The sequence below is a fragment of the Dysgonomonas massiliensis genome, assembly GCF_900240225.1.
GTDB lineage: Bacteria > Bacteroidota > Bacteroidia > Bacteroidales > Dysgonomonadaceae > Dysgonomonas > Dysgonomonas massiliensis.
Map to the genome: position 1 here is coordinate 12,852 of NZ_OEPV01000013.1, position 19,241 is coordinate 32,092.

The following is a 19,241-nucleotide window of genomic DNA, read 5'->3' on the forward strand; positions in this document are numbered from 1 at the left end:
GATAAATATTGGCTTAATCTATATAAAATTGTATAATTATAAATTCCCGTTGTTAGTTATCTCTGAATCCGGAATTGCATATAAATAATAATCACTATTTGCTGTAAAATCTGTTCCATCAGGAAATTTAAAGACAGTATGCCCTTTTTTAGTGATCTTAGTTCCTTCAACGAAATCTTCATCAGCAACACGTTTACGACTTACGGCTTTCTGACGACGTTTTAAATCATATAGTCCAAAACCTTCACCAAATAATTCTTTACGTCTTTCAATCAAAATTTCTTCAACCAATTCATCTTTACTCAAAGATGATAGATCTGGAGTTTGTGCCCCACGCTGAGTACGTAATTCATTTAGTTTTGTAATAGCTTGGGGCAAGCTTCCGAGTTCAGCCAAAGCTTCTGCTTCAATCAATACTAATTCTGCTTTACGCATTAAGACAATATCGCCTGTACCATCAGATTTCATTTTAAATTTCTTATACATCAAACCTCCTTTATAGCGAGTAGTATCTGATTCAAAAAGTTCAGATCTGACATCTCCTTTATCAAAAAAGTCTTCAAAATAAGGATCGGCCATAAAACTGTAGTAATATGAAGATTGAGATGATACGTCTTGAAAGTGAAAACTATAACTAGCTGTTGATTGATTAGGGATTTGTCCATGTCCCCAAATCCATTCACTGTTTGATTGATCATTAAAGCCATTCAAATATTCATTTTTAGTCATCCAAGTACCTGACGAGCCTGCTTCAGCAGCATACTTGATTGCATTTTTCCAATCTTCTTTCTGAAGATACAAGCGAGATAAAATCCCTGCAATAACTTTTTTGTCAAACTTATGTTTTGCTGTATTTCGCTTATAGTCTCCAATTAAATTATATGCCTCTAACAAATCTTCTTCTGCTCTAGCATAGACAGCCTCAACTGCTTCCCTCTTTCCTCCGACAGTGTTTACAACTGTAGGTTCCAGATATATTGGCACAGACAGAGCCTTAGTGTCATATTTATATGCATGAGAGTAGAATGTTACCAAATTGAGATATAAATAGCCACGCAAAGCATAAGCCTGAGCTTTCACTCGACTCTTTAAACTTTCATCTCCAGGGACACCATCTATCTTGGTTATGAGATGATTTGCATTATCAATTCCTTTGTATGCTAATGTCCAGACTCCACGACCTGTTGTAGACTTAGGATCGTTGATATTTGTAAATGAATAATGAGCTATATATCCATACTTACCTGGTTGAACAGCCACATCATTAGCCATAGCATCGCTCGTAAGGAGTAAACTCTTCCAACCTGGATTCTGATAAGTAAAGTAAGTATCCATCAAATATGCCCAAGTACCATTCAACACTTTCTCTGCATTCTCTGCATTTTCAAATACTAAATAATCAGGAACCTGATCTGTAGGTTCTGTATCCAGATCACAAGAATTGAGACTGATTGCTAATAATATTCCGCTTATTATATATTTTATTGTTTTCATTTTCTTCTATTTTTAATGGTTTTAGAATGATACATTTAAACCAAATGATATTGTTTTCATCGCTGGATATCTGAAGTATGTTGATCCTCCAATCGTTTGTTCAGGATCAATTCCGTCCTCTTTGAATAATGTCCATAAATTTTCAGCTTGAGCATAAACCTTTAATTTAGACAAGAATAACTTGTTACATATATTTGCAGGCAAATTATATCCTACTGTAATATTTTTCAAACGTAAATAGTCTGCATCAATAAGGAAACGAGTTGAACTATTAGTCCATGCATTTGCATTTACCGTTTGCATACGTGGGATATTAGCAGAAGTATTCTCCGGGGTCCATCTGTTCAACATATCAACAGACATCGCTCTACCGGCAGAACTTCCGTTATGAAGCAACGAAGTTTTATCTCCATTATATATCTTACCTCCAATAGAATATGCGAACAATAGCGATAAATCAAAATCTTTGTATTGTAAGCTTGTATTAAAACCTCCTGAGAAATCAGGCAATGCAGATCCCGCATTTATACGATGATCTGGTTTACCAGCCTCTTTGTTTGTTTCTTTATATACTTCAGTAAGAACTCTATTCCCATTTCCATCATTTTTATACCACTGAGGCAGACCTGATTCGGGATTTATACCACCCCACTCTACTAAATAGAAATCGTATATCGAGTTACCAACCTTTAGCAATTTATCTCCCGAAATAATTTCATTCTGAGGTAATTCAGTTATCACATTTTTATAATGCGTACCATTTATACCCACAGTCCACAACCAATCTTTTGTTTTTACTGGAGTGAAGGATAATGAAAATTCAATACCTCTATTTCTCAATGCACCAATATTGGCTAAGTAACCCGAGTATCCTGTTGACAATGGTTTTGGCATTGTAAACAATAAGTCTTTCGATTGGCGATTGAAAAACTCAAATGAACCCGACACTCGGTTATCGAAGAAACCAAAATCTAGACCGATATTAAGACTTAGGTTTGTTTCCCATTTCAGTTTAGGTGTAGCTAGCGTAGAAGTAACGAATCCAGATTCTCCTAAGTTATTTTTAATATCAAACAAAGCCTGATATGCATAATATGATCCAATATTATCGTTTCCTTGACCACCATAGCTGCCACGTAATGTCAGTTTTGTGATTTCGCGAACATTCGATAAAAAGTCTTCTTCATTTATACGCCAAGATGCTCCTACCGACCAGAATGTCCCCCAACGTGCATCAGGCGAGAATCGAGATGAACCATCTCTACGAATAGAGGCTGAACCATAATATTTATGTTTATAATTGTATTCCGCATTACCAAAGAAACTTAATAATTTATATTGGTCTGCACTACCATTGAAATCACTCAAAGCACTTGCCGCAACCGGCTCATAGTAACCTAACAAAGGGAATCCTTCACGAGATCCATAAATATTATTTGTATTATATTCATTGTACTCTTGACCTAATAATAACTTCAGGCTATGATCTTCATTAATAGTTGTATTGTATGTCAATAAGTTGTTTCCTGTAAAGTTTACAGTTCTATAATTGTACTTACTTACACTACCAGGATTGTCATTATATGAACCAGCGCCATAAGTAGGATTCACATAATAGTGATCATTCTTATTTGTGTAATCAATATTTGCAGAAGCTTTATAGGTTAGATTCTTTAACAAATCAAATTCAGCCGACAACCTGATAGAAGCGACATCACGAACAACTCTCGAAAAATCGAATTCTGATGACCCTAAATGATTGTATCTAGGACTAGCTGCCGATGGTCTGTACGGTCCATAGTCTATTATTCGATCTCCAAATACTGGATCTGTTTTAAATGAGCCATCTTCTTCACGTTCCCATATTGGATAAAAGTTAGGAATCATACGCGCAAAATTGAGCGAGTTTGCCAAGTTACTATCCTGACTCTGAGGTGCATTTTGTTTAGAATGGCTAAGTGACAAGCCAGTAGATACTCTCATCCAAGGTCTTATATCTGCATTGAAATTTAATCTTCCGCTGTAACGCTTAAAATCAGAAGCGATAGCTATACCTTGGTCGTCCAAATACCCCAAAGAGATATAGTAATTACTGTTTTCACCACCACCCGAAACACTAACCTGTGCTTCTGTTCTATTAGCATCTTGCGTATACGCATCAGTCCAGTCATCATCCCATAAAGGTCTTGCTCCAGCTACAATATTTCCATCTACGTCTACCGGATTAGGATATGCAGATCCATATGGATTTATACCTAAGACTGAAACAATATTGTTAGATGCATAATCAGCTGCCGCAGCAAGAGTACGTCCATTCACATAGAACTCCTGGTTGCGCATAGCTTCCCAATACAATTTGAAATAGTCATCTGTACCTACTTTTTTATAATCTTCAACAGCACGCGATGAAACACCATATTTGAACGAAGCTTCTATTACTGCTTTTTTATTCTTATTTCCTTGTTTTGTCGTAATTACGATCAATCCATTTCCTGCTCGCGAACCATATATTGAAGTTGACGCAGCATCTTTTAGTACGTTGATAGATTCAATATCAGCGGGATTTATCGAGTTTAAGTCTCCTTCAAAAGGTACTCCATCTACAATATAAAGTGGCGTACTAGAAGCATTGATCGAACCTACACCACGGATATATATCGATGCATCTGATCCTGGTTGCCCCGATGATGATATTGATTGAACACCGGATGCAGCTCCTTGCAATAATCGAGATACACTACTTACCTGCGATTGAGCTATTTTATCTTTATTAACACTTGAAGCAGAACCTGTATAACCTGCTTTAGAAGTTGTTCCATATGCAACTACGATCACTTCGTCCAGTTCACTGTCTTTAGAAGCTAAAACCACTTCTAGAAAGTTCTTTGTGATCTTTACATTTTGAGTTTCATAACCTATATAAGAGATAGTTAATGACGAATTTAAAGCAACATTCTGCAATTCGAAATTACCATCTAAATCGGTTGTAGTAACCTTATTCGTTTCCTTATGAGTAACAACAGCTCCAATGATTGCTTCGTTGTTTACATCTAAAACTTTCCCCGTTAAATTAATATTCTGAGCTAGAGCAACATAAAAGTTTAGTGCCCATAGTACAGAGAAAAAGAATATTTTTTTTCCCATTTTGTATAGAATTATACAGCTATCTCACAATTTGATTACTGTGAAATAATTATGAATAAATAAATTTGATTTGTTTTTTGCAATCCTATTCGAAAGGATGAAAATTATAGAATTGCGTCTTGTCTTAGAATATGACAATTAGCACATGCAGCAACAGCAGCACATTCGAGTAGTAGTAGTAGTAATAGTAGAGATGATTGTAGTAAAGCTTTGATTTGCATTTAATAACCGGGCAGACTGTCGCTGCTGTAACTGATACTCTTTAAGTTTTCGTTTCATCTTTATTTTAATTTAATTATTACAGACATCTTACTCGAATGAAGACTTACGACAAAGCTATATATTTTTTTATAAAATATAACATATCATAAATAAAAATTATATTATTATTTTTCTCTCTATCACGAATAGATGTTTCATATTCAAATCGCTATTATGCAGAAATAAAGATTGGCATATTTATTGTATATCTATATATAATATATAATATATAACTAGATGTATAATAATAAACAACAGAACTATGGAAACTTTTAAAGATATAATCGGTGGAGATAAGCCGGTATTAGTAGACTTCTATGCTACTTGGTGTGGCCCATGTAAAGCTATGACTCCAATAGTAGATGAAATTGCAAAAGAATTGAACGGTACAGCTCGTGTACTAAAAATAGATGTTGATAAGAATCAATCTGTAGCCGCTAATTACAAGATACAGAGTGTACCGACTTTTATAATTTTCAAAAAAGGAGAAATCCTTTGGCGACACTCGGGAGGAATGGATAAAAATTCGTTGTTACAGCAAATTAAGTATTTTATGACCGAATAAATCTGTATATAAAAAGGTGAAGAAAAATCTTCACCTTTTTAATTTTTTATCAACTACCAAGATTTTCATCCTCTTCATAATAATCTTCTTCATTTTTCGTATAAGCATTATTTTGCTCATCGAACAAGGTTCCACACTTAGGACATTTATAATACCATTCTCCATCATCAATATATTGAAGTGAAGCTTTAAATCGGTTTTGGCAAACTGAACAAGTTAAATCTTTCATATCAATTATATTTTAAGATTAGACGATACCTAAATATAATAATTTTTATCGATTACTCATCTTTTTACAGATCAATATTCGAATTTTAACTATATACGTGATTATTTTGTATTTATCACAGTTATAGACATCAACGAATAAAAAGTAACACTTGTATACACAAATTTCAAGTTTTATGAGTTGTTATCTACTGTCATTTTTCAAAGAACGCATTTACAGTATATAGATAATCTAATCGGTAATCGCTAAATAAACTATTCACCTAAACCTTTAATCATAGGCACAAAAACAAACGTTCCATGTTTTGTTCTTCGGAACTCATCGGCGGCCAAACGTTCAATTACAGTCATCTCTTGACTATAATCATCACCAATAGGGGCAACGAGTAAACCTCCGATCTTCATTTGTTCTAAGAGTTGCGACGGAACTTCACCAATTGCGGCTGTTATCAGTATTTTATCAAACGGGGCTTGATCTGGCAATCCTCTATAACCATCGCCATAAAATAAATGAGCCTTATAACCTAGACTATCAAGAAGTAATTTAGCCTTATCATGTAATAATAAATGCCGCTCAATGCTATATACGTCCATTCCCATCTCGCAGAGTATGGCAGCTTGATAGCCACTCCCCGTTCCTATTTCTAACACTTTGTCGCCATTCTGCAACTTGAGTAAATCGGTTTGAAATGCAACGGTGTATGGTTGGGAGATTGTCTGATCCTTGTCTATAGGTAAAGGAGAATTTTCATAAGCACGACTTTTCAATCTTTCACTTACAAACGCATGTCTGGGAACAGTCTCTATGGCTGCAATAACCCTCTTATCTTTGATTCCTTTCCTATCCAATTCTGTAATCAAGGATTTTATTTCATTCTGATATTTCGAGTTTTGAGTCATAACTACAACTTTTTCGTCATTCGTTTTTTTACTTTGGCAAGATGCAAATACTAGGTTAAATAGCAATACAACTAGTGACATAACAAATAGAGCTTTCATAATCGAAATAAATGGTCGATAAATAATGTGTACTCCTTAAAGTTAATCTTTTACATCGATATATCCCCATAAAAAAGAACATCTATAAATCAAAATAACATTGATCTATAGATGTATAGCTAAAATTATGCTCGGAAACAATTATAATGTTTTCGAGAATTGTTTATCAGTATTTAGTAATAATTTATCAAATGATGCTGCAACATTTCGCACGAAAGGACGAGCATCGGAATGCATTATCAATTCCAAATCATTAAAATGGATCAGACCATCTTCCGAAAATTCATTTAACTTATTGATATCATAATTTATATTCGTAAGAACTTGCTCTATATCCATCTTAAATATATCTGCAATATCTGCCCATCTGATCTTATAATTACACATCAATTCTGAAATAACTTCACGTGTAACTCGTTCGTCCAACGATAGTTCATAACCTTTCCATACTGGTAAAATTCCTTTTTCTATACTTTCCAAATAAGTATTGATATCCTTTGTATTCTGAAAATAAGAATTGGCCAATTGACTAATACCAGTTACTCCGAAAGCATATACCTGCCCGGTTGTCCGAGCTGTACAATATCCCTGAAAATTACGGCGTAGCTTTCCGTCTTCGGCTGCAGTGAACAGCTCATCCGAAGGGAGCACAAAGTGGTCTAAACCGACAACACTATACCCATTGGATGATAATATTTCTTTCGTTGTCGAATACATTGCCTCTTTAACTTCTGGTGCAGGCAAGCCAACGTCCTCCAGTTTCTTCTGCAATTCATTTACCCACGGAACATGCGCATATGAGAAAGTCACTATTCGTTCGGGCTGCATTGTTAGTGCTTTTTCTATCGTCTTTCTGAATGAATCGGCTGTTTGTAGCGGCAATCCGTATATAAAATCCATATTCACTGGAATATGATTTGCCTTTAGTATTTCTACTATATGTTCAATAGGCAAAAGAGGGCTTTTCCGATTGCAGGCCTTCAAAACATTTTCATCAAAATCCTGAATACCCAGACTTATCCGATTAAATCCGGCAGCAATCAAATCATGCCAGTATTTTTCATTCAAATATCCGGGATGGCATTCGATAGCTATCTCAGGATTATCAATCGTTTCAAATTCCGAAAGGAACATATCGTTCAATTCTTTCAGTGTAGCTACAGGTAGAGCGCTAGGTGTACCTCCGCCATAATGAATTTGAGATATTTTGCGACCTTTATCCAAGAGGGGTATAACCATCTTTATCTCATCTTTCAGAGCTTTGATATATCGTTCGGTAAAACTGCGTCCTTGAAACAATTGCGAATTACATCCACAATAATAACAGATATGAAAACAGAAAGGTATATGAATATAGATTGATATATGTTGCGGATTTTCTGTATTCGATTCTACTATTGCCGACTTATAGTGTTCCGACTCGAACCCCTCATGAAAGAAGTTTGCAGGTGGATAGCTTGTATATCTTGGTACAGCTACACCGTATTTTTTTAATAAATAATCATTCATCACTTTCAGTTTTTAAGATAGGTCTTTTAAATGCAAGCAAAATAAAAAGCAGCGAAGTGGTTGCTATACAGATTTCTACGCAGAAGAGCCCACTATAAGAGATCATCCCTGCTATTTTCCCAGAACCTACACCCATTATTATACCGCTCAGATGAGTTACAACCGTTTGAATCGTAAAATCTGTACCTTCGAATCCTTTTCGAACCGACTCCATAGCTGTCGTATAAACAACAATTGTAGCAGCTCCGTAACTACCCCAAAGGGTACAAATACCAAGATGCAAAGTTGCCGTATTGATAGGCATATAATTGACCAAACAGTAAAAATAGATAGTTGAAAAAAGTACTAGAGCAGCAAATATGATTCGGGCATTAAACACTCCAATTTTTCGCACTAAGAATCCAGCTCCAAACGAAGTTAAACAACCAATAGAAGTTCCTATGACTCCGGACATAATACCAATCTCTTTCATATTATATCCATAGTCAACCAACATGGGTTTAAGCATGGCCAAGATCCCTATTAATCCGGCATAATAAAAGAATAGAAATATAATCTGTTTGTAAATCCCCTTTTGTTTGAAAAAACCCAATAAATCATCTAATTCAGGCTTCTTATACTTTACCTCTTTGTGGTACACTTCACTTCCTGCACTCGAGCGAAAGAAGAATAAAGGAATCAGTGCTATTATAACAAATATCGCCAAAAATGGCAATAAATTACTCCAGCCTATTTTCGAGTACATCAGCAGAAGTAAACCGCCACCAATCATAGCTCCCGAAAAGCTCCCAATAGATTGCATACTGTTTACCATGCTCTTATCCTTACTGCTAAAAGAAACAACAGCTAATGCATCTGTAGCTATATCCTGAGTAGCTGAAGCTATAAATGAGAGCACAATCAGGCAAAGTATAAGATAAGGTGTTGTCTGAAAATCGAGAAATGAAACAGCCAAAATAATACTGGCATAAATCAGCTCGGATGAGAAAATCCAACGTTTGTAATCATTCAGATTTCTCGTTGTGCGGTCAATACCCGGTGACCACAGAAATTTAAGTATCCATGGTAACTTAAGCAACTGCAACATCCCGATCATCTCGAGCGAGAAATTTTGCTGACGCATAATAACAGGCAATACCGTTGAGAAAAAACTCATCGGTATTGATTGGGCAATGTACAAACATAGAAATGTGAATAATTTGCCTTTCTTATTATATTCAAATAGCATTCTTAGAACTTACAACTTATGTTTACTCCGCATGTAAATGGTTTAGATCGTTGCCCATAAGATTTTGGGCCTGAAGAAAAATAATAAGTAAGATAATCTTCCGAACCAATATTTTTCATCCAGAAATCGAATGACACATTTTTTCTCTCGAATGCAACTCGTCCGTTTATCACTCCATAAAATGGCTGATCTAAAGAATTTGCATCATTCCAATATAGTTTTCCTACTCCTACATATTGGGCATTAAAGATAATATTATCAACCAAAATATTATTGACATTCCATTTATAATTTGCCCCTGCACTGAAAGTATTTCGAGGAACCATCGGCAAGAAGTTGTCATTATAAACTACAGTTTCAGACTTTTTATAATCTTTAAACTTAGCATGAGTATATCCGTATGACAGTTGTATACTAAAATTCTTAAACGGATTGATCTGTGTATTGAACTCAACACCTTTACTCGCTGATTTTCCGGCATTCGTCACCAAAGGTGCACCTTCGGCACGAGTTTGCGACACTTGCTGATTTTCCCAGTCAATATAGAATAATGCTAAATCATAAGATACTAATCCTTTAAGCAGATCAGCCTTATACCCAATCTCATAACACCAACTATGTTCGGAATCGTAAGTTTTGGGTTCATCTCGTTTAGTTACATTGTTAAAGCCTCCTGTTTTATATCCTCTAGAGACAGAAGAATATACCATTCCATGATTATTTATTGTATATTGCAAAGATACTTTTGGCGTTATTTCCGAGAAAATATTTTTCTTCCAATTTCCTTTTACAAATTCCTTCTTATATCCATCTATATTCGTTGTATCTGTAACCGATTTTGTTTTTTCCCAATCGTAGCGTATACCTGCACTAAGAGTTAGATTAGGGATAAAAAGGTCATTCAAGCTCGATTGATGATACAATGCGAATCCAGTAGTCGGATTATGTGCATCAGTTATTCTTCCTGCTTTTTTCCCATAGTAGTCGACATCGCTTTGCTGTTTGTAATTCTGATAGAATCCGAATACACCAAACTGCCATTGATATTTACTTGTATTTTGCGATTGAATATTTACTTCCTGCGAATACATTTGCTGTCGCTGATAAAACTTTGTATATGCAACATCTGCAGCAGTAAAATCCTGATCTAGACCTTGCAATCCATCATAATATTGAAATGACGATTGAGAACTTAATTTATAGCCATCACCAAGATATTTTACATTAAATCCGCTTGTTGATGTATTCCGTCGAAAATAACTATCACGATTATAACTGATTGGAGCTAATTCTTTCGTATCAATATTATATTCACTATATGGATATCCATCCTGATCAAGATACTCATAATTTGAAGTTAAACCTAGGGTTAGTCTATCTGTTGCTTTCCATTCCAGCCTGATACGTCCGGCTACTTCATCTAAAGGATCCGCCTTTTTATTTTTTGTAATATTCTTAAAGTATCCACCTTGATGATTGTATTTGACAGATCCAGCATAACCAAATTTCTGTTTCACATTGCCATAATGCGACAATCGAGCCTCATAATTATCATAGTTGCCCATACCTAATCCCAAGTCTGTACCCTGATATTTGAAAGGAGATTTAGTTTGTATGTTTATTATACCTCCCATCGTATTTCGCCCATAAACTGTTCCTTGAGGTCCACGCAACACTTCAATATTCTCTACTTCGCTAATATCTAGATCGAACGTTGTGCGATCGAAATATGGCACACCATCAACATATAACCCTACTGACGGCATATCTTTATGCGAACCAATTCCACGGATATAAACCGGTGATATTTTCTTAGATCCGTACTCATGGATAAAGAGATTCGGAACTACAGATGAAATTTCTTTCAGATTAACGATATTTCTTTCCTCAAGAATTCCTGACGATAATTCGGATGCTGAAACAGGCATCGTTTTCAGATTTTTATTTTGTTTAAAACCTTCTACAACGACTTCTTTTCCCACATATTCCATTACTACCGAATCTGTTTCTGAGTGGATATCATCAGTAATCGCAGGTAACGACTGTGCTTCGAGATTTAAGGAAAAACTGCAGACTAATGCACATAAAGCAAAAGTCCGAACAAAACGGTTAAGCATAATTATTTTTATAGTTTAATTTTATATTTACAAAAGTAGAGAATGAAAAAAGAAATGTCAATCACTAGATGTAGTGATAACTATTGATTCGTATTTCTATTGCAGGAAACTCTAAAAGTCGTATTTTTGCATAGTATCAGAACTACCATAAGAATCATCTCAATATAAGTAAACAGTAACTATGAGTATCGACAATCAACAGATTTATGACTGTATCATCATTGGTGCAGGTATTAGCGGAATTTCATTTGCAGCTTCACTTAAAGATAAAGGGCAAAACATATTGATTGTTGAAAAAGAAAACAGAATTGGAGGTCATATTCAAAGTTATATATCTAAGACTGATGGCAATTTCTGGTTCGAATTAGGTGCGCACACTTGCTACAACTCTTATACATCCTTATTGACGATACTCGATGATAAAAGTATTGTAAAAGAATTAGGCAAGGGGAGTTATATAACATACAAAGAAGGAAAGCTAAAAAGCATAGCATCTCAAGTCAATTACCTATCGATGCTAACACACTTTTTTCGCTACTTTACAGCAGATCGGACAGACAAAACTGTTCAAGAATATTTCACACCTATCGTAGGAGCAAAAAACTACAAAAAATTATTTTCCAGAGCATTCAGAGCCGTAATTTGCCAACCGGCAGACTTATACCCGGCAGACTTATTCTTGAAACGAAGAAATGGCCGTAATGAGAATTTTCCTCGGAAATTTAGCTTTCAAAAAGGGATTTCTTCTTTCTTGCAATCTCTGGTTGACAACCTACATATTCAGATTCAATTTGAAACCTATATAACCGACATCAAAAAATCGGACAGCGGCGATTATTTACTTAAAACCAATGATGGACAAACGATTTTGACAAAACGTATAGCATTTGCCACAGAGTCAAAAACAACCTCATCATTATTAAAGGATATAGAGCCTGCGGTATCCAAACTGCTGAATACAATAGAGATGTCGAAATCTACAACTATAGCAATAGTTGTCAAAAAAGATGCTTGTAAAATAAAGCCTATAGCCGGAATTATTCCTGTGAGCGATAATTTTATGTCGGTAGTTACCCGCGATCTCATTGACCATGATGATCTGAGAGCATTTGTATTCCACTTCATGGGCGACAATGCAACTTTCGAGGGTAAAGAGTCCGAAATATGTAAAGTATTAGGCATACAGCCTGAAGATATAATAGAACATATAAGCATGAGACATAGTCTTCCCTCATTACGAAAAGAACACATTAATATGGAGCAGCAGATTGAAAATGCTCGTATCGATGATAACATTTATATTGTTGGAAACTATTTCTATGGACTTTCGCTCGAAGACTGTGTCAATAGAGCTTTAGATGAACAGAGGAGATATAAATAGTATATTGTTCATATCCTTATTGCATTCCGAAAACTACAATAATCGGTGTTCTGCTATATTACAACTTTAGCCCTATTATATTGCTAAATTTTGCATCCTTGAAATCAACCTTAGTTAATTTTGCTTTTTCAAAATTAACATCCTCTAGTGAAGCATCCCAGAAATCAGTATTTTCGATTTCCGTATCTGTAAATTTTGTACTTCGTATAAACGAATGATCAAATATTACTTGAAAAAATTTGCTTTTAGAAAAGTCCACATCATCTATAAATACCTCCTCCAGATAACACGACTCGAAGTTGGAGCTTTTTAGACTGGAACGAATGAACTTCGTCCGCGAAAAATCAACACCTACCAAATTTGCCTCATCCAGATTAATATCTTCAAATACACAATCCGACAAGTCTGTGACTAGGTTTTTATAGATTGACCTTTCATTCTTGAACAAAACAGACATAATGGTCTGAATAACAACCGTAGGTTTTTCGTTCACTCGCCATGCTTTACCATTATCTTTATTTTCAATCGTTGCAGTATTCTCACGAATATAAGCACTCAATATTTCATGTATTACATTTACATACCCTTGTTGATATTGATCTTCCCCGTAAGATTCCTCTGCTATTTGATGCAAGGCATACACACCCGACAAAATAGTACTTACATGTTCTCCACCAAGAAGCGTCGCCGCATCCTTGAAACGCGTATTCAACTGGCCTCTTTCTGCAATATCATTTCTTCGTGTCTGCTCTGCTACACGCCTATTGTTTATTGATAGTCCTAAGATCAACAACGCACCACCCAATACAGTCGCTACAGTCTTTACATATTCTCCCAAAGAATTTTCATTATCGCCAAACATCAATATATGTGCATCCATAAAATAAAATGCTATACTGATTATCAACGTACTGGATATAATTATCAAAAAAATATGTTTATAATATAATTTTGAAATTACATCTTTGTTTTTTCTTATGACTGTCGCAAATGTTTCTCTTCTCTTATTCATAATAGCATAAAATGACTCGGAAGCATTCTTCGAATGTTTCCAAATCTTATTCAAATCAATTTTTATAGATTATTAGAGTATAGCTTTTTCCAAGCCTTTATGGTTTGTAAATTGTATAACTACAAAGATACTAAATATTTTTGTCATTACTATGGCGGAAACCTCAGCTCGTCAAGACTAATAACTTACTTGTTTCAATATACAAGGACATGCAACACACTTACTTATTTGTGGACTATCTCCAATCGACCCATCTATTATTTATCATTTATCCAAACGATCAACACCTATTTCCACAAAAAGACATCTAAATATCGATAAGTCATCTTATAGACAACAATATAAGATATCTGATAATTTTATCATTTTTTAATTTTAAGAGTTATCTGCCATTCATAATGCAATTTACGTCGATTTTGCAAAGTAGACTTTACAAAACAATGCTTTTAAACATACTTATAAATATTGTCTATGTCTGATATATAAATTACATTTACTCGAAATTGCTAAGTAGAGTTAGCAAAACCAAGCAAATCAAGCATAAATAAAGGAATAAAATCAAAACCTAAAAATATGTCCACACTAAAAAATGATTACATATCAGAAATCAAATCCAATACAGCAATCAATGTAAATCGTTGCTATCAATGCGGAAAATGTTCTGCGGGTTGTGCTGTAAATGAAGAAATGGACTATCCACCAAGTGTGGTGATGAGAATGCTACAGACAAATAGTGAAGAAGATTTTAATGAAATACTACATTCCCAATCAATATGGCTGTGTGTATCGTGCGAAAATTGTTTAACGCGCTGTCCTATGCAAATAGATATTCCTAAACTCATGGATTATTTACGTGAACAAGCCATAGAAAAGAACACAGTAAACAAAAAATCGAAAAACATACTTTCTTTCCATAGCTCGTTCGTAGACTCTATCCGCTTGACAGGACGCTTATATGAAATAGGACTAGTAGCTGAATATAAAATGAAAACACTGAACCTGCTTCAAGATATGAAAATTGCTCCAGGTATGTTTATGAAAGGAAAGCTACCCCTCTTACCTGAGATTGTAAAGAATAGAAAACAAATTTCCACAATCTTCTCACAAACAAAGAAATAAAAACAGCCAATCACCCTCGAGGTGAAGACTCAATATCATCAAAGTTATGAAAATAGGATTTTATCCAGGCTGCTCACTCAAAGGCACATCATCAGAGTATGCCCAATCTACATTAGCCTTAGCCAAAGTGTTCGGCATCGAACTCGTTGAGATTAAAGATTGGAACTGTTGTGGTGCAACAGCAGCACACAATCTGAATCATGAGCTTGCAATTGCGTTACCGGCACGCATCCTTGCTCTGGCCGAGAAAGAAGGCCGTACAGAAATAGTTGTTCCATGCGCAGCATGTTATAATCGCTTGAGTGTAACCCAACACAAACTGAACGAGAATATCGAATTGAGAGAACGAATCTCTGACATTCTGAAAATGCCATTATCTGGGAATATTCAGATCCTGAATGTTATGCAGTTTATTGAAAAATATATTGCAGACAAGATAGAAGAAAAGGTTGTAAATCCGTTTGCTCATCAGGTAGTATGCTACTATGGCTGTCTTTTGGTTCGCCCTCACGACATTCTAAAGTTTGACCGAGTTGAAGATCCTCAGTCAATGGACGTATTAATGCGAAAAATAGGAGCCAACTCTATGGAATGGGGATACAAAACTGAATGCTGCGGAGCTGGTTTTTCAGTATCTCGTACCGATATCGTAGCCAAGTTATCAGGCAAAATAGTAAAAGATGCAACCGACAGAGGTGCCGAAGCCATTATTGTAGCATGCCCAATGTGCCAAACAAACTTAGATATGCGCCGTCCTCAAATAGATAGTTATCTGGCTATGAAATCAAATATCCCAGTGATTTACATAACACAAGCTATCGGACTTGCTGTTGGTCTTAATCAAAAAGAACTAGGTCTCAAGAAATTATTCGTTGCTCCATCATTTACTTAAATATAAGAAATTAAATCATGTCTAAAATAGGTGTATTCGTTTGCCACTGCGGTGAGAATATAGGTGCAACTGTAGATTGTGAAAAAGTAGCTAAAGAAGCCTCTAAAATAAGTGGAGTCGAAGTTAGTGTTGATTACAAATACATGTGTTCCGATCCAGGACAAACTATCATAAAAGAAGCTATCAAAGAAAAGGGTTTGACCGGCGTAGTTGTCGCCGCCTGCTCTCCTAGAATGCATGAGCCTACATTTCGTAAAGCTTGTGCAGAAGCAGGGCTAAACCCTTATATGTGTGAAATGACAAACTTGCGCGAACATTGCTCGTGGGTACACGAAAAAGGTGATGAAACAACCCAAAAAGCAATCGACCTTGTTCGCATGTTAGTCGAAAAAACAAAGCTCAACAAACCATTGAGCCCAATAAAAGTTCCAATTTCGAAAAAAGCCCTAGTCATTGGCGGAGGTATTGCCGGCATACAAGCCAGCCTTGATATAGCCAATGCAGGTCATAAAGTTATATTAGTCGAGAAAGAGCCTTCAATCGGTGGCCACATGTCACAACTATCCGAAACGTTTCCGACCCTAGATTGTTCCCAATGTATTTTAACTCCAAGGATGGTTGATGTAGCCCAAAATCCGAACATCACGTTGTACACCTATGCCGAACTCGAGAAATTAGAAGGCTCTATCGGCAATTTTACTGCTACTATTCGATTAAAAGCAAAAAGTGTTGATCCGAAAGCTTGTACTGGCTGCGGTACTTGTATGACCAAATGTCCGAGCAAAAAGATCCCAAGCGAATTTAATGAAGGATTAGGAACACGTACTGCAATATATACTCCTTTTCCTCAGGCTGTGCCCAACAAACCGGTTATTGACAAAGAAAACTGCAAGTATTACAAAACAGGGAAATGCAAAGTCTGTCAAAAATTCTGCCCAACAAATGCTATTGAATTTGACAAAGAGGACGAATTCATTGTCGAAGAAGTTGGAGCTATCGTTACAGCTACCGGATTTAATGTACTGAATCCCGACTTTTTCCCCGAATATGGTTATGGTCAATACAAAGATGTGATAACCGGATTGCAATTTGAGCGTTTGGCATCAGCATCAGGACCTACTTTAGGCGAAATTCGCAGACCATCGGATGGTGCTATTCCTAAAAAAGTAGTTTTCGTAGCATGCGCCGGATCACGCGATCCCGCTAAAGGAATTCCTTATTGCTCGAAGATATGTTGTATGTATACTGCAAAGCATGCAATGCTCTATCAGCATAAAGTTCATGACGGAGATTCGTATGTTTTCTATATGGATATTCGTGCTGGCGGTAAAAACTACGAAGAATTTACACGTCGTGCTATAGAAGAAGACGGAGCTCATTATATCCGCGGCAGAGTAGCGCGCGTGTATGAAAAGAATGGTAAATTGATTGTCAATGGTGTAGATACCCTTTTGGGTAGTAGACCTATTGAGATAGAAGCCGATATGGTAGTATTAGCCAGTGCCGGTATAGCCAACAAAGGCTCGGAGGAACTTGCTCAGAAAATGCATATATCATACGATGCATACAATTTCTTTGCAGAAGCTCATCCTAAGTTAAAACCGGTAGAAACAAATACAGCCGGAATATATCTATGCGGAGCTTGTCAGGCACCAAAAGATATTCCCGAAACTGTAGCTATGGCTTCTGCTGCAGCAGCAAAAGTACTTGGTTTATTCTCGAATGATGAATTAACCCGTGAACCGGTTGTTGCAACTGTCAATAGAATTCCATCACACGAAGTATCAACATGTGTCGGATGTTTCTTGTGCGAAACAGCTTGTGCATATCAGGCAATCGAACATGAAGAAATCAGAGACAGAAGTGGTAAATTAATCAAGACTGTAGCCAAAGTAAATCCAAGTCTATGTCAGGGATGCGGAACATGCGTTTCGTTCTGTCGATCAAAATCGATAGACATCAATGGATTTACCAATGAACAGATGTTCGCCGAAGTTATGGCTGTATTGTAAGATTATAAAGCAACAAAATTATGAATAACGAATTTGAACCTAAAATACTAGCCTTTGTTTGCAACTGGTGTACATATGCCGGAGCCGATCTGACTGGAACCAGCCGAATAAAATATGCTTCGAATGTAAAAATTGTACGCTTCCCTTGTACGGGACGTATAGACTTTATGTTGCTCCTAAAATCATTTGCAAATGGTTGTGACGGTATAATTGTATCGGGATGTCATCCCAACGATTGTCACTACACTTCGGGAAACTTTCATGCTCGCCGCCGTTGGATACTTTTCAGAAGCCTACTTGATTTTATGGGAATAGATATCCGTCGTATAAAATTCTCGTGGGTATCGGCAGCCGAAGGTGCAAAATGGGCTGATATCGTCAATACAACTGTAGCAGATATTCGCGAACTAGGCCCATATGAAGAATATAAACGAGCAGCTCAATTCTTGGCAGGTAATGAAGAACAATTAGCTGAAGAAATGGAGGTCGTACATGGATGAATTGAAACAAAAAGCAAAACAATTATTAGCTGAAAACATAGTTGATATTTTCATAGCTTATGAAGAAGGGACACGTATCCCCCGCCCTATTCTGGCCGAATCGGAAGACGATTTAGAAAACCTCATCTTTGATGAACGATGTACGGGTAATTTAGCTGTATATCTTACTCATAAAGATTTGGTCAAAGATAAAAAGGTAGGTATTGCAGCATCCTATTATGCGCTGAAAAGTATTGCTCAACTCTTTAATGAAAACCAGCTAATAGAAGAAAATATAAAAGTATTTGTTCTTGACAACGACAAGTTAAAAGAGTTAGATACCAAAGATGATATCGCGCAGTTTCTAACCACAATGACTCCGCCCCCTAAGCAAACGGAAGAGGATTTGATAAAGCAAATTGACAGTATGAGCTTGGAAGAACGCTGGCAGTTCTGGACAAACGAAATGTCGAAATGCTTCAAATGTTACGCTTGTCGTGCAGCATGCCCAATGTGCTACTGTTCGAGATGCATCATTGAAGTGAATCGTCCGCAATGGATTCAACCATGGTCGGCAACATTACCCAATATGGAATGGCAAATAAACCGCGTAATGCATATGGCCGGAAGATGCTCGGACTGTGGATCGTGCGGTGCAGCTTGCCCACTTGGATTACCAATACATTTGCTAACTCATAAAATGTCGGAATTGGTAAAATTAAATTTCGGAGATGAAAATGGTAATGGAAATGTTCTATCAACATTCAAACCCGAAGATAAGGAAACATTTATTCTATAAGC

Annotated in this window: 15 protein-coding genes; 7 read left to right on the forward strand and 8 right to left on the reverse strand. The window is 36.1% G+C overall.

From position 1 onward, the window contains the following. Nucleotides 1–36: 36 nt before the first annotated feature. Complete coding sequence (locus C1A06_RS12780) at nucleotides 37–1,494, reverse strand: RagB/SusD family nutrient uptake outer membrane protein (RefSeq protein ID WP_101690606.1); 1,458 nt, start codon at nucleotides 1,492–1,494, stop codon at nucleotides 37–39. Nucleotides 1,495–1,515: 21 nt separating this feature from the next. Next, a complete protein-coding gene (locus C1A06_RS12785) occupies nucleotides 1,516–4,638 on the reverse strand; it encodes a SusC/RagA family TonB-linked outer membrane protein (protein ID WP_101690607.1) in 3,123 nt (1,040 codons plus the stop codon). 523 nt (nucleotides 4,639–5,161) lie between these two features. On the opposite strand from C1A06_RS12785, the gene trxA reads away from it, so the two are divergent. Then, nucleotides 5,162–5,464: a thioredoxin gene (gene trxA, locus C1A06_RS12790; protein ID WP_101690608.1), complete on the forward strand. Its 303-nt coding sequence runs from the start codon at nucleotides 5,162–5,164 to the stop codon at nucleotides 5,462–5,464. Between the two features lie 49 nt (nucleotides 5,465–5,513). Here trxA and C1A06_RS12795 read toward each other — a convergent pair whose 3' ends face one another. The 5 genes from C1A06_RS12795 to C1A06_RS12815 all read right to left on the reverse strand — a co-directional run bounded on the left by C1A06_RS12795 (nucleotide 5,514) and on the right by C1A06_RS12815 (nucleotide 11,545). Further along, the gene (locus tag C1A06_RS12795; RefSeq protein WP_101690609.1) at nucleotides 5,514–5,693 is read right to left on the reverse strand and encodes a hypothetical protein; all 180 of its coding nucleotides are present in this window, start codon (nucleotides 5,691–5,693) and stop codon (nucleotides 5,514–5,516) included. A 254-nt stretch (nucleotides 5,694–5,947) separates the two neighbouring features. Next, nucleotides 5,948–6,673 (reverse strand): protein-L-isoaspartate(D-aspartate) O-methyltransferase, encoded by a 726-nt coding sequence (locus C1A06_RS12800; protein ID WP_245872076.1) that lies wholly within the window; start codon nucleotides 6,671–6,673, stop codon nucleotides 5,948–5,950. A gap of 159 nt (nucleotides 6,674–6,832) precedes the next feature. Next, the gene (gene hemN, locus C1A06_RS12805; RefSeq protein ID WP_101690610.1) at nucleotides 6,833–8,200 is read right to left on the reverse strand and encodes an oxygen-independent coproporphyrinogen III oxidase; all 1,368 of its coding nucleotides are present in this window, start codon (nucleotides 8,198–8,200) and stop codon (nucleotides 6,833–6,835) included. After that, a complete protein-coding gene (locus C1A06_RS12810) occupies nucleotides 8,193–9,428 on the reverse strand; it encodes an MFS transporter (RefSeq protein WP_101690611.1) in 1,236 nt (411 codons plus the stop codon). The genes hemN and C1A06_RS12810 overlap by 8 nt, the downstream gene beginning before the upstream one ends. A gap of 2 nt (nucleotides 9,429–9,430) precedes the next feature. Beyond that, nucleotides 9,431–11,545, reverse strand: coding sequence for a TonB-dependent receptor (locus tag C1A06_RS12815; RefSeq protein WP_101690612.1), 2,115 nt, complete (start codon nucleotides 11,543–11,545; stop codon nucleotides 9,431–9,433). A 181-nt stretch (nucleotides 11,546–11,726) separates the two neighbouring features. Here C1A06_RS12815 and C1A06_RS12820 point away from each other — a divergent pair, with 181 nt between their 5' ends. Further along, complete coding sequence (locus C1A06_RS12820; RefSeq protein WP_101690613.1) at nucleotides 11,727–12,926, forward strand: FAD-dependent oxidoreductase; 1,200 nt, start codon at nucleotides 11,727–11,729, stop codon at nucleotides 12,924–12,926. A gap of 58 nt (nucleotides 12,927–12,984) precedes the next feature. Here the strand turns inward: C1A06_RS12820 and C1A06_RS12825 are convergent, their stop codons facing one another. Then, a complete protein-coding gene (locus C1A06_RS12825) occupies nucleotides 12,985–13,806 on the reverse strand; it encodes a pentapeptide repeat-containing protein (RefSeq protein WP_159461420.1) in 822 nt (273 codons plus the stop codon). Nucleotides 13,807–14,511: 705 nt separating this feature from the next. Between C1A06_RS12825 and C1A06_RS12830 the strand changes: the two genes are divergently transcribed. From C1A06_RS12830 to C1A06_RS12850, 5 genes are read left to right on the forward strand one after another with little or no spacing between them, the layout of a single operon-like run. Continuing rightward, nucleotides 14,512–15,057 carry a 4Fe-4S dicluster domain-containing protein gene (locus tag C1A06_RS12830; RefSeq protein ID WP_101690615.1) on the forward strand — a complete coding sequence of 182 codons (546 nt, stop codon included), beginning with the start codon at nucleotides 14,512–14,514 and terminating at the stop codon, nucleotides 15,055–15,057. 46 nt (nucleotides 15,058–15,103) lie between these two features. Continuing rightward, nucleotides 15,104–15,949 (forward strand): CoB--CoM heterodisulfide reductase iron-sulfur subunit B family protein, encoded by an 846-nt coding sequence (locus tag C1A06_RS12835; RefSeq protein ID WP_101690616.1) that lies wholly within the window; start codon nucleotides 15,104–15,106, stop codon nucleotides 15,947–15,949. A 17-nt stretch (nucleotides 15,950–15,966) separates the two neighbouring features. After that, nucleotides 15,967–17,961, forward strand: a complete 1,995-nt coding sequence (locus tag C1A06_RS12840; RefSeq protein WP_101690617.1) for a CoB--CoM heterodisulfide reductase iron-sulfur subunit A family protein — start codon at nucleotides 15,967–15,969, stop codon at nucleotides 17,959–17,961. 20 nt (nucleotides 17,962–17,981) lie between these two features. Continuing rightward, a complete protein-coding gene (locus C1A06_RS12845) occupies nucleotides 17,982–18,461 on the forward strand; it encodes a hydrogenase iron-sulfur subunit (protein WP_101690618.1) in 480 nt (159 codons plus the stop codon). Beyond that, nucleotides 18,454–19,239: a 4Fe-4S dicluster domain-containing protein gene (locus tag C1A06_RS12850; protein ID WP_101690619.1), complete on the forward strand. Its 786-nt coding sequence runs from the start codon at nucleotides 18,454–18,456 to the stop codon at nucleotides 19,237–19,239. The genes C1A06_RS12845 and C1A06_RS12850 overlap by 8 nt, the downstream gene beginning before the upstream one ends. The last annotated feature ends 2 nt before the right edge of the window (nucleotides 19,240–19,241 follow it).

What these genes read in the sequence shown, in the direction of transcription:
- C1A06_RS12780 (WP_101690606.1), bottom strand. Translation starts at nt 1,494, where the DNA reads ATGAAAACAATAAAATATATAATAAGCGGAATATTATTAGCAATCAGT.
- C1A06_RS12785 (WP_101690607.1), bottom strand. Translation starts at nt 4,638, where the DNA reads ATGGGAAAAAAAATATTCTTTTTCTCTGTACTATGGGCACTAAACTTT.
- trxA (WP_101690608.1), top strand. Translation starts at nt 5,162, where the DNA reads ATGGAAACTTTTAAAGATATAATCGGTGGAGATAAGCCGGTATTAGTA.
- C1A06_RS12795 (WP_101690609.1), bottom strand. Translation starts at nt 5,693, where the DNA reads ATGAAAGATTTAACTTGTTCAGTTTGCCAAAACCGATTTAAAGCTTCA.
- C1A06_RS12800 (WP_245872076.1), bottom strand. Translation starts at nt 6,673, where the DNA reads ATGTCACTAGTTGTATTGCTATTTAACCTAGTATTTGCATCTTGCCAA.
- hemN (WP_101690610.1), bottom strand. Translation starts at nt 8,200, where the DNA reads ATGAATGATTATTTATTAAAAAAATACGGTGTAGCTGTACCAAGATAT.
- C1A06_RS12810 (WP_101690611.1), bottom strand. Translation starts at nt 9,428, where the DNA reads ATGCTATTTGAATATAATAAGAAAGGCAAATTATTCACATTTCTATGT.
- C1A06_RS12815 (WP_101690612.1), bottom strand. Translation starts at nt 11,545, where the DNA reads ATGCTTAACCGTTTTGTTCGGACTTTTGCTTTATGTGCATTAGTCTGC.
- C1A06_RS12820 (WP_101690613.1), top strand. Translation starts at nt 11,727, where the DNA reads ATGAGTATCGACAATCAACAGATTTATGACTGTATCATCATTGGTGCA.
- C1A06_RS12825 (WP_159461420.1), bottom strand. Translation starts at nt 13,806, where the DNA reads ATGGATGCACATATATTGATGTTTGGCGATAATGAAAATTCTTTGGGA.
- C1A06_RS12830 (WP_101690615.1), top strand. Translation starts at nt 14,512, where the DNA reads ATGTCCACACTAAAAAATGATTACATATCAGAAATCAAATCCAATACA.
- C1A06_RS12835 (WP_101690616.1), top strand. Translation starts at nt 15,104, where the DNA reads ATGAAAATAGGATTTTATCCAGGCTGCTCACTCAAAGGCACATCATCA.
- C1A06_RS12840 (WP_101690617.1), top strand. Translation starts at nt 15,967, where the DNA reads ATGTCTAAAATAGGTGTATTCGTTTGCCACTGCGGTGAGAATATAGGT.
- C1A06_RS12845 (WP_101690618.1), top strand. Translation starts at nt 17,982, where the DNA reads ATGAATAACGAATTTGAACCTAAAATACTAGCCTTTGTTTGCAACTGG.
- C1A06_RS12850 (WP_101690619.1), top strand. Translation starts at nt 18,454, where the DNA reads ATGGATGAATTGAAACAAAAAGCAAAACAATTATTAGCTGAAAACATA.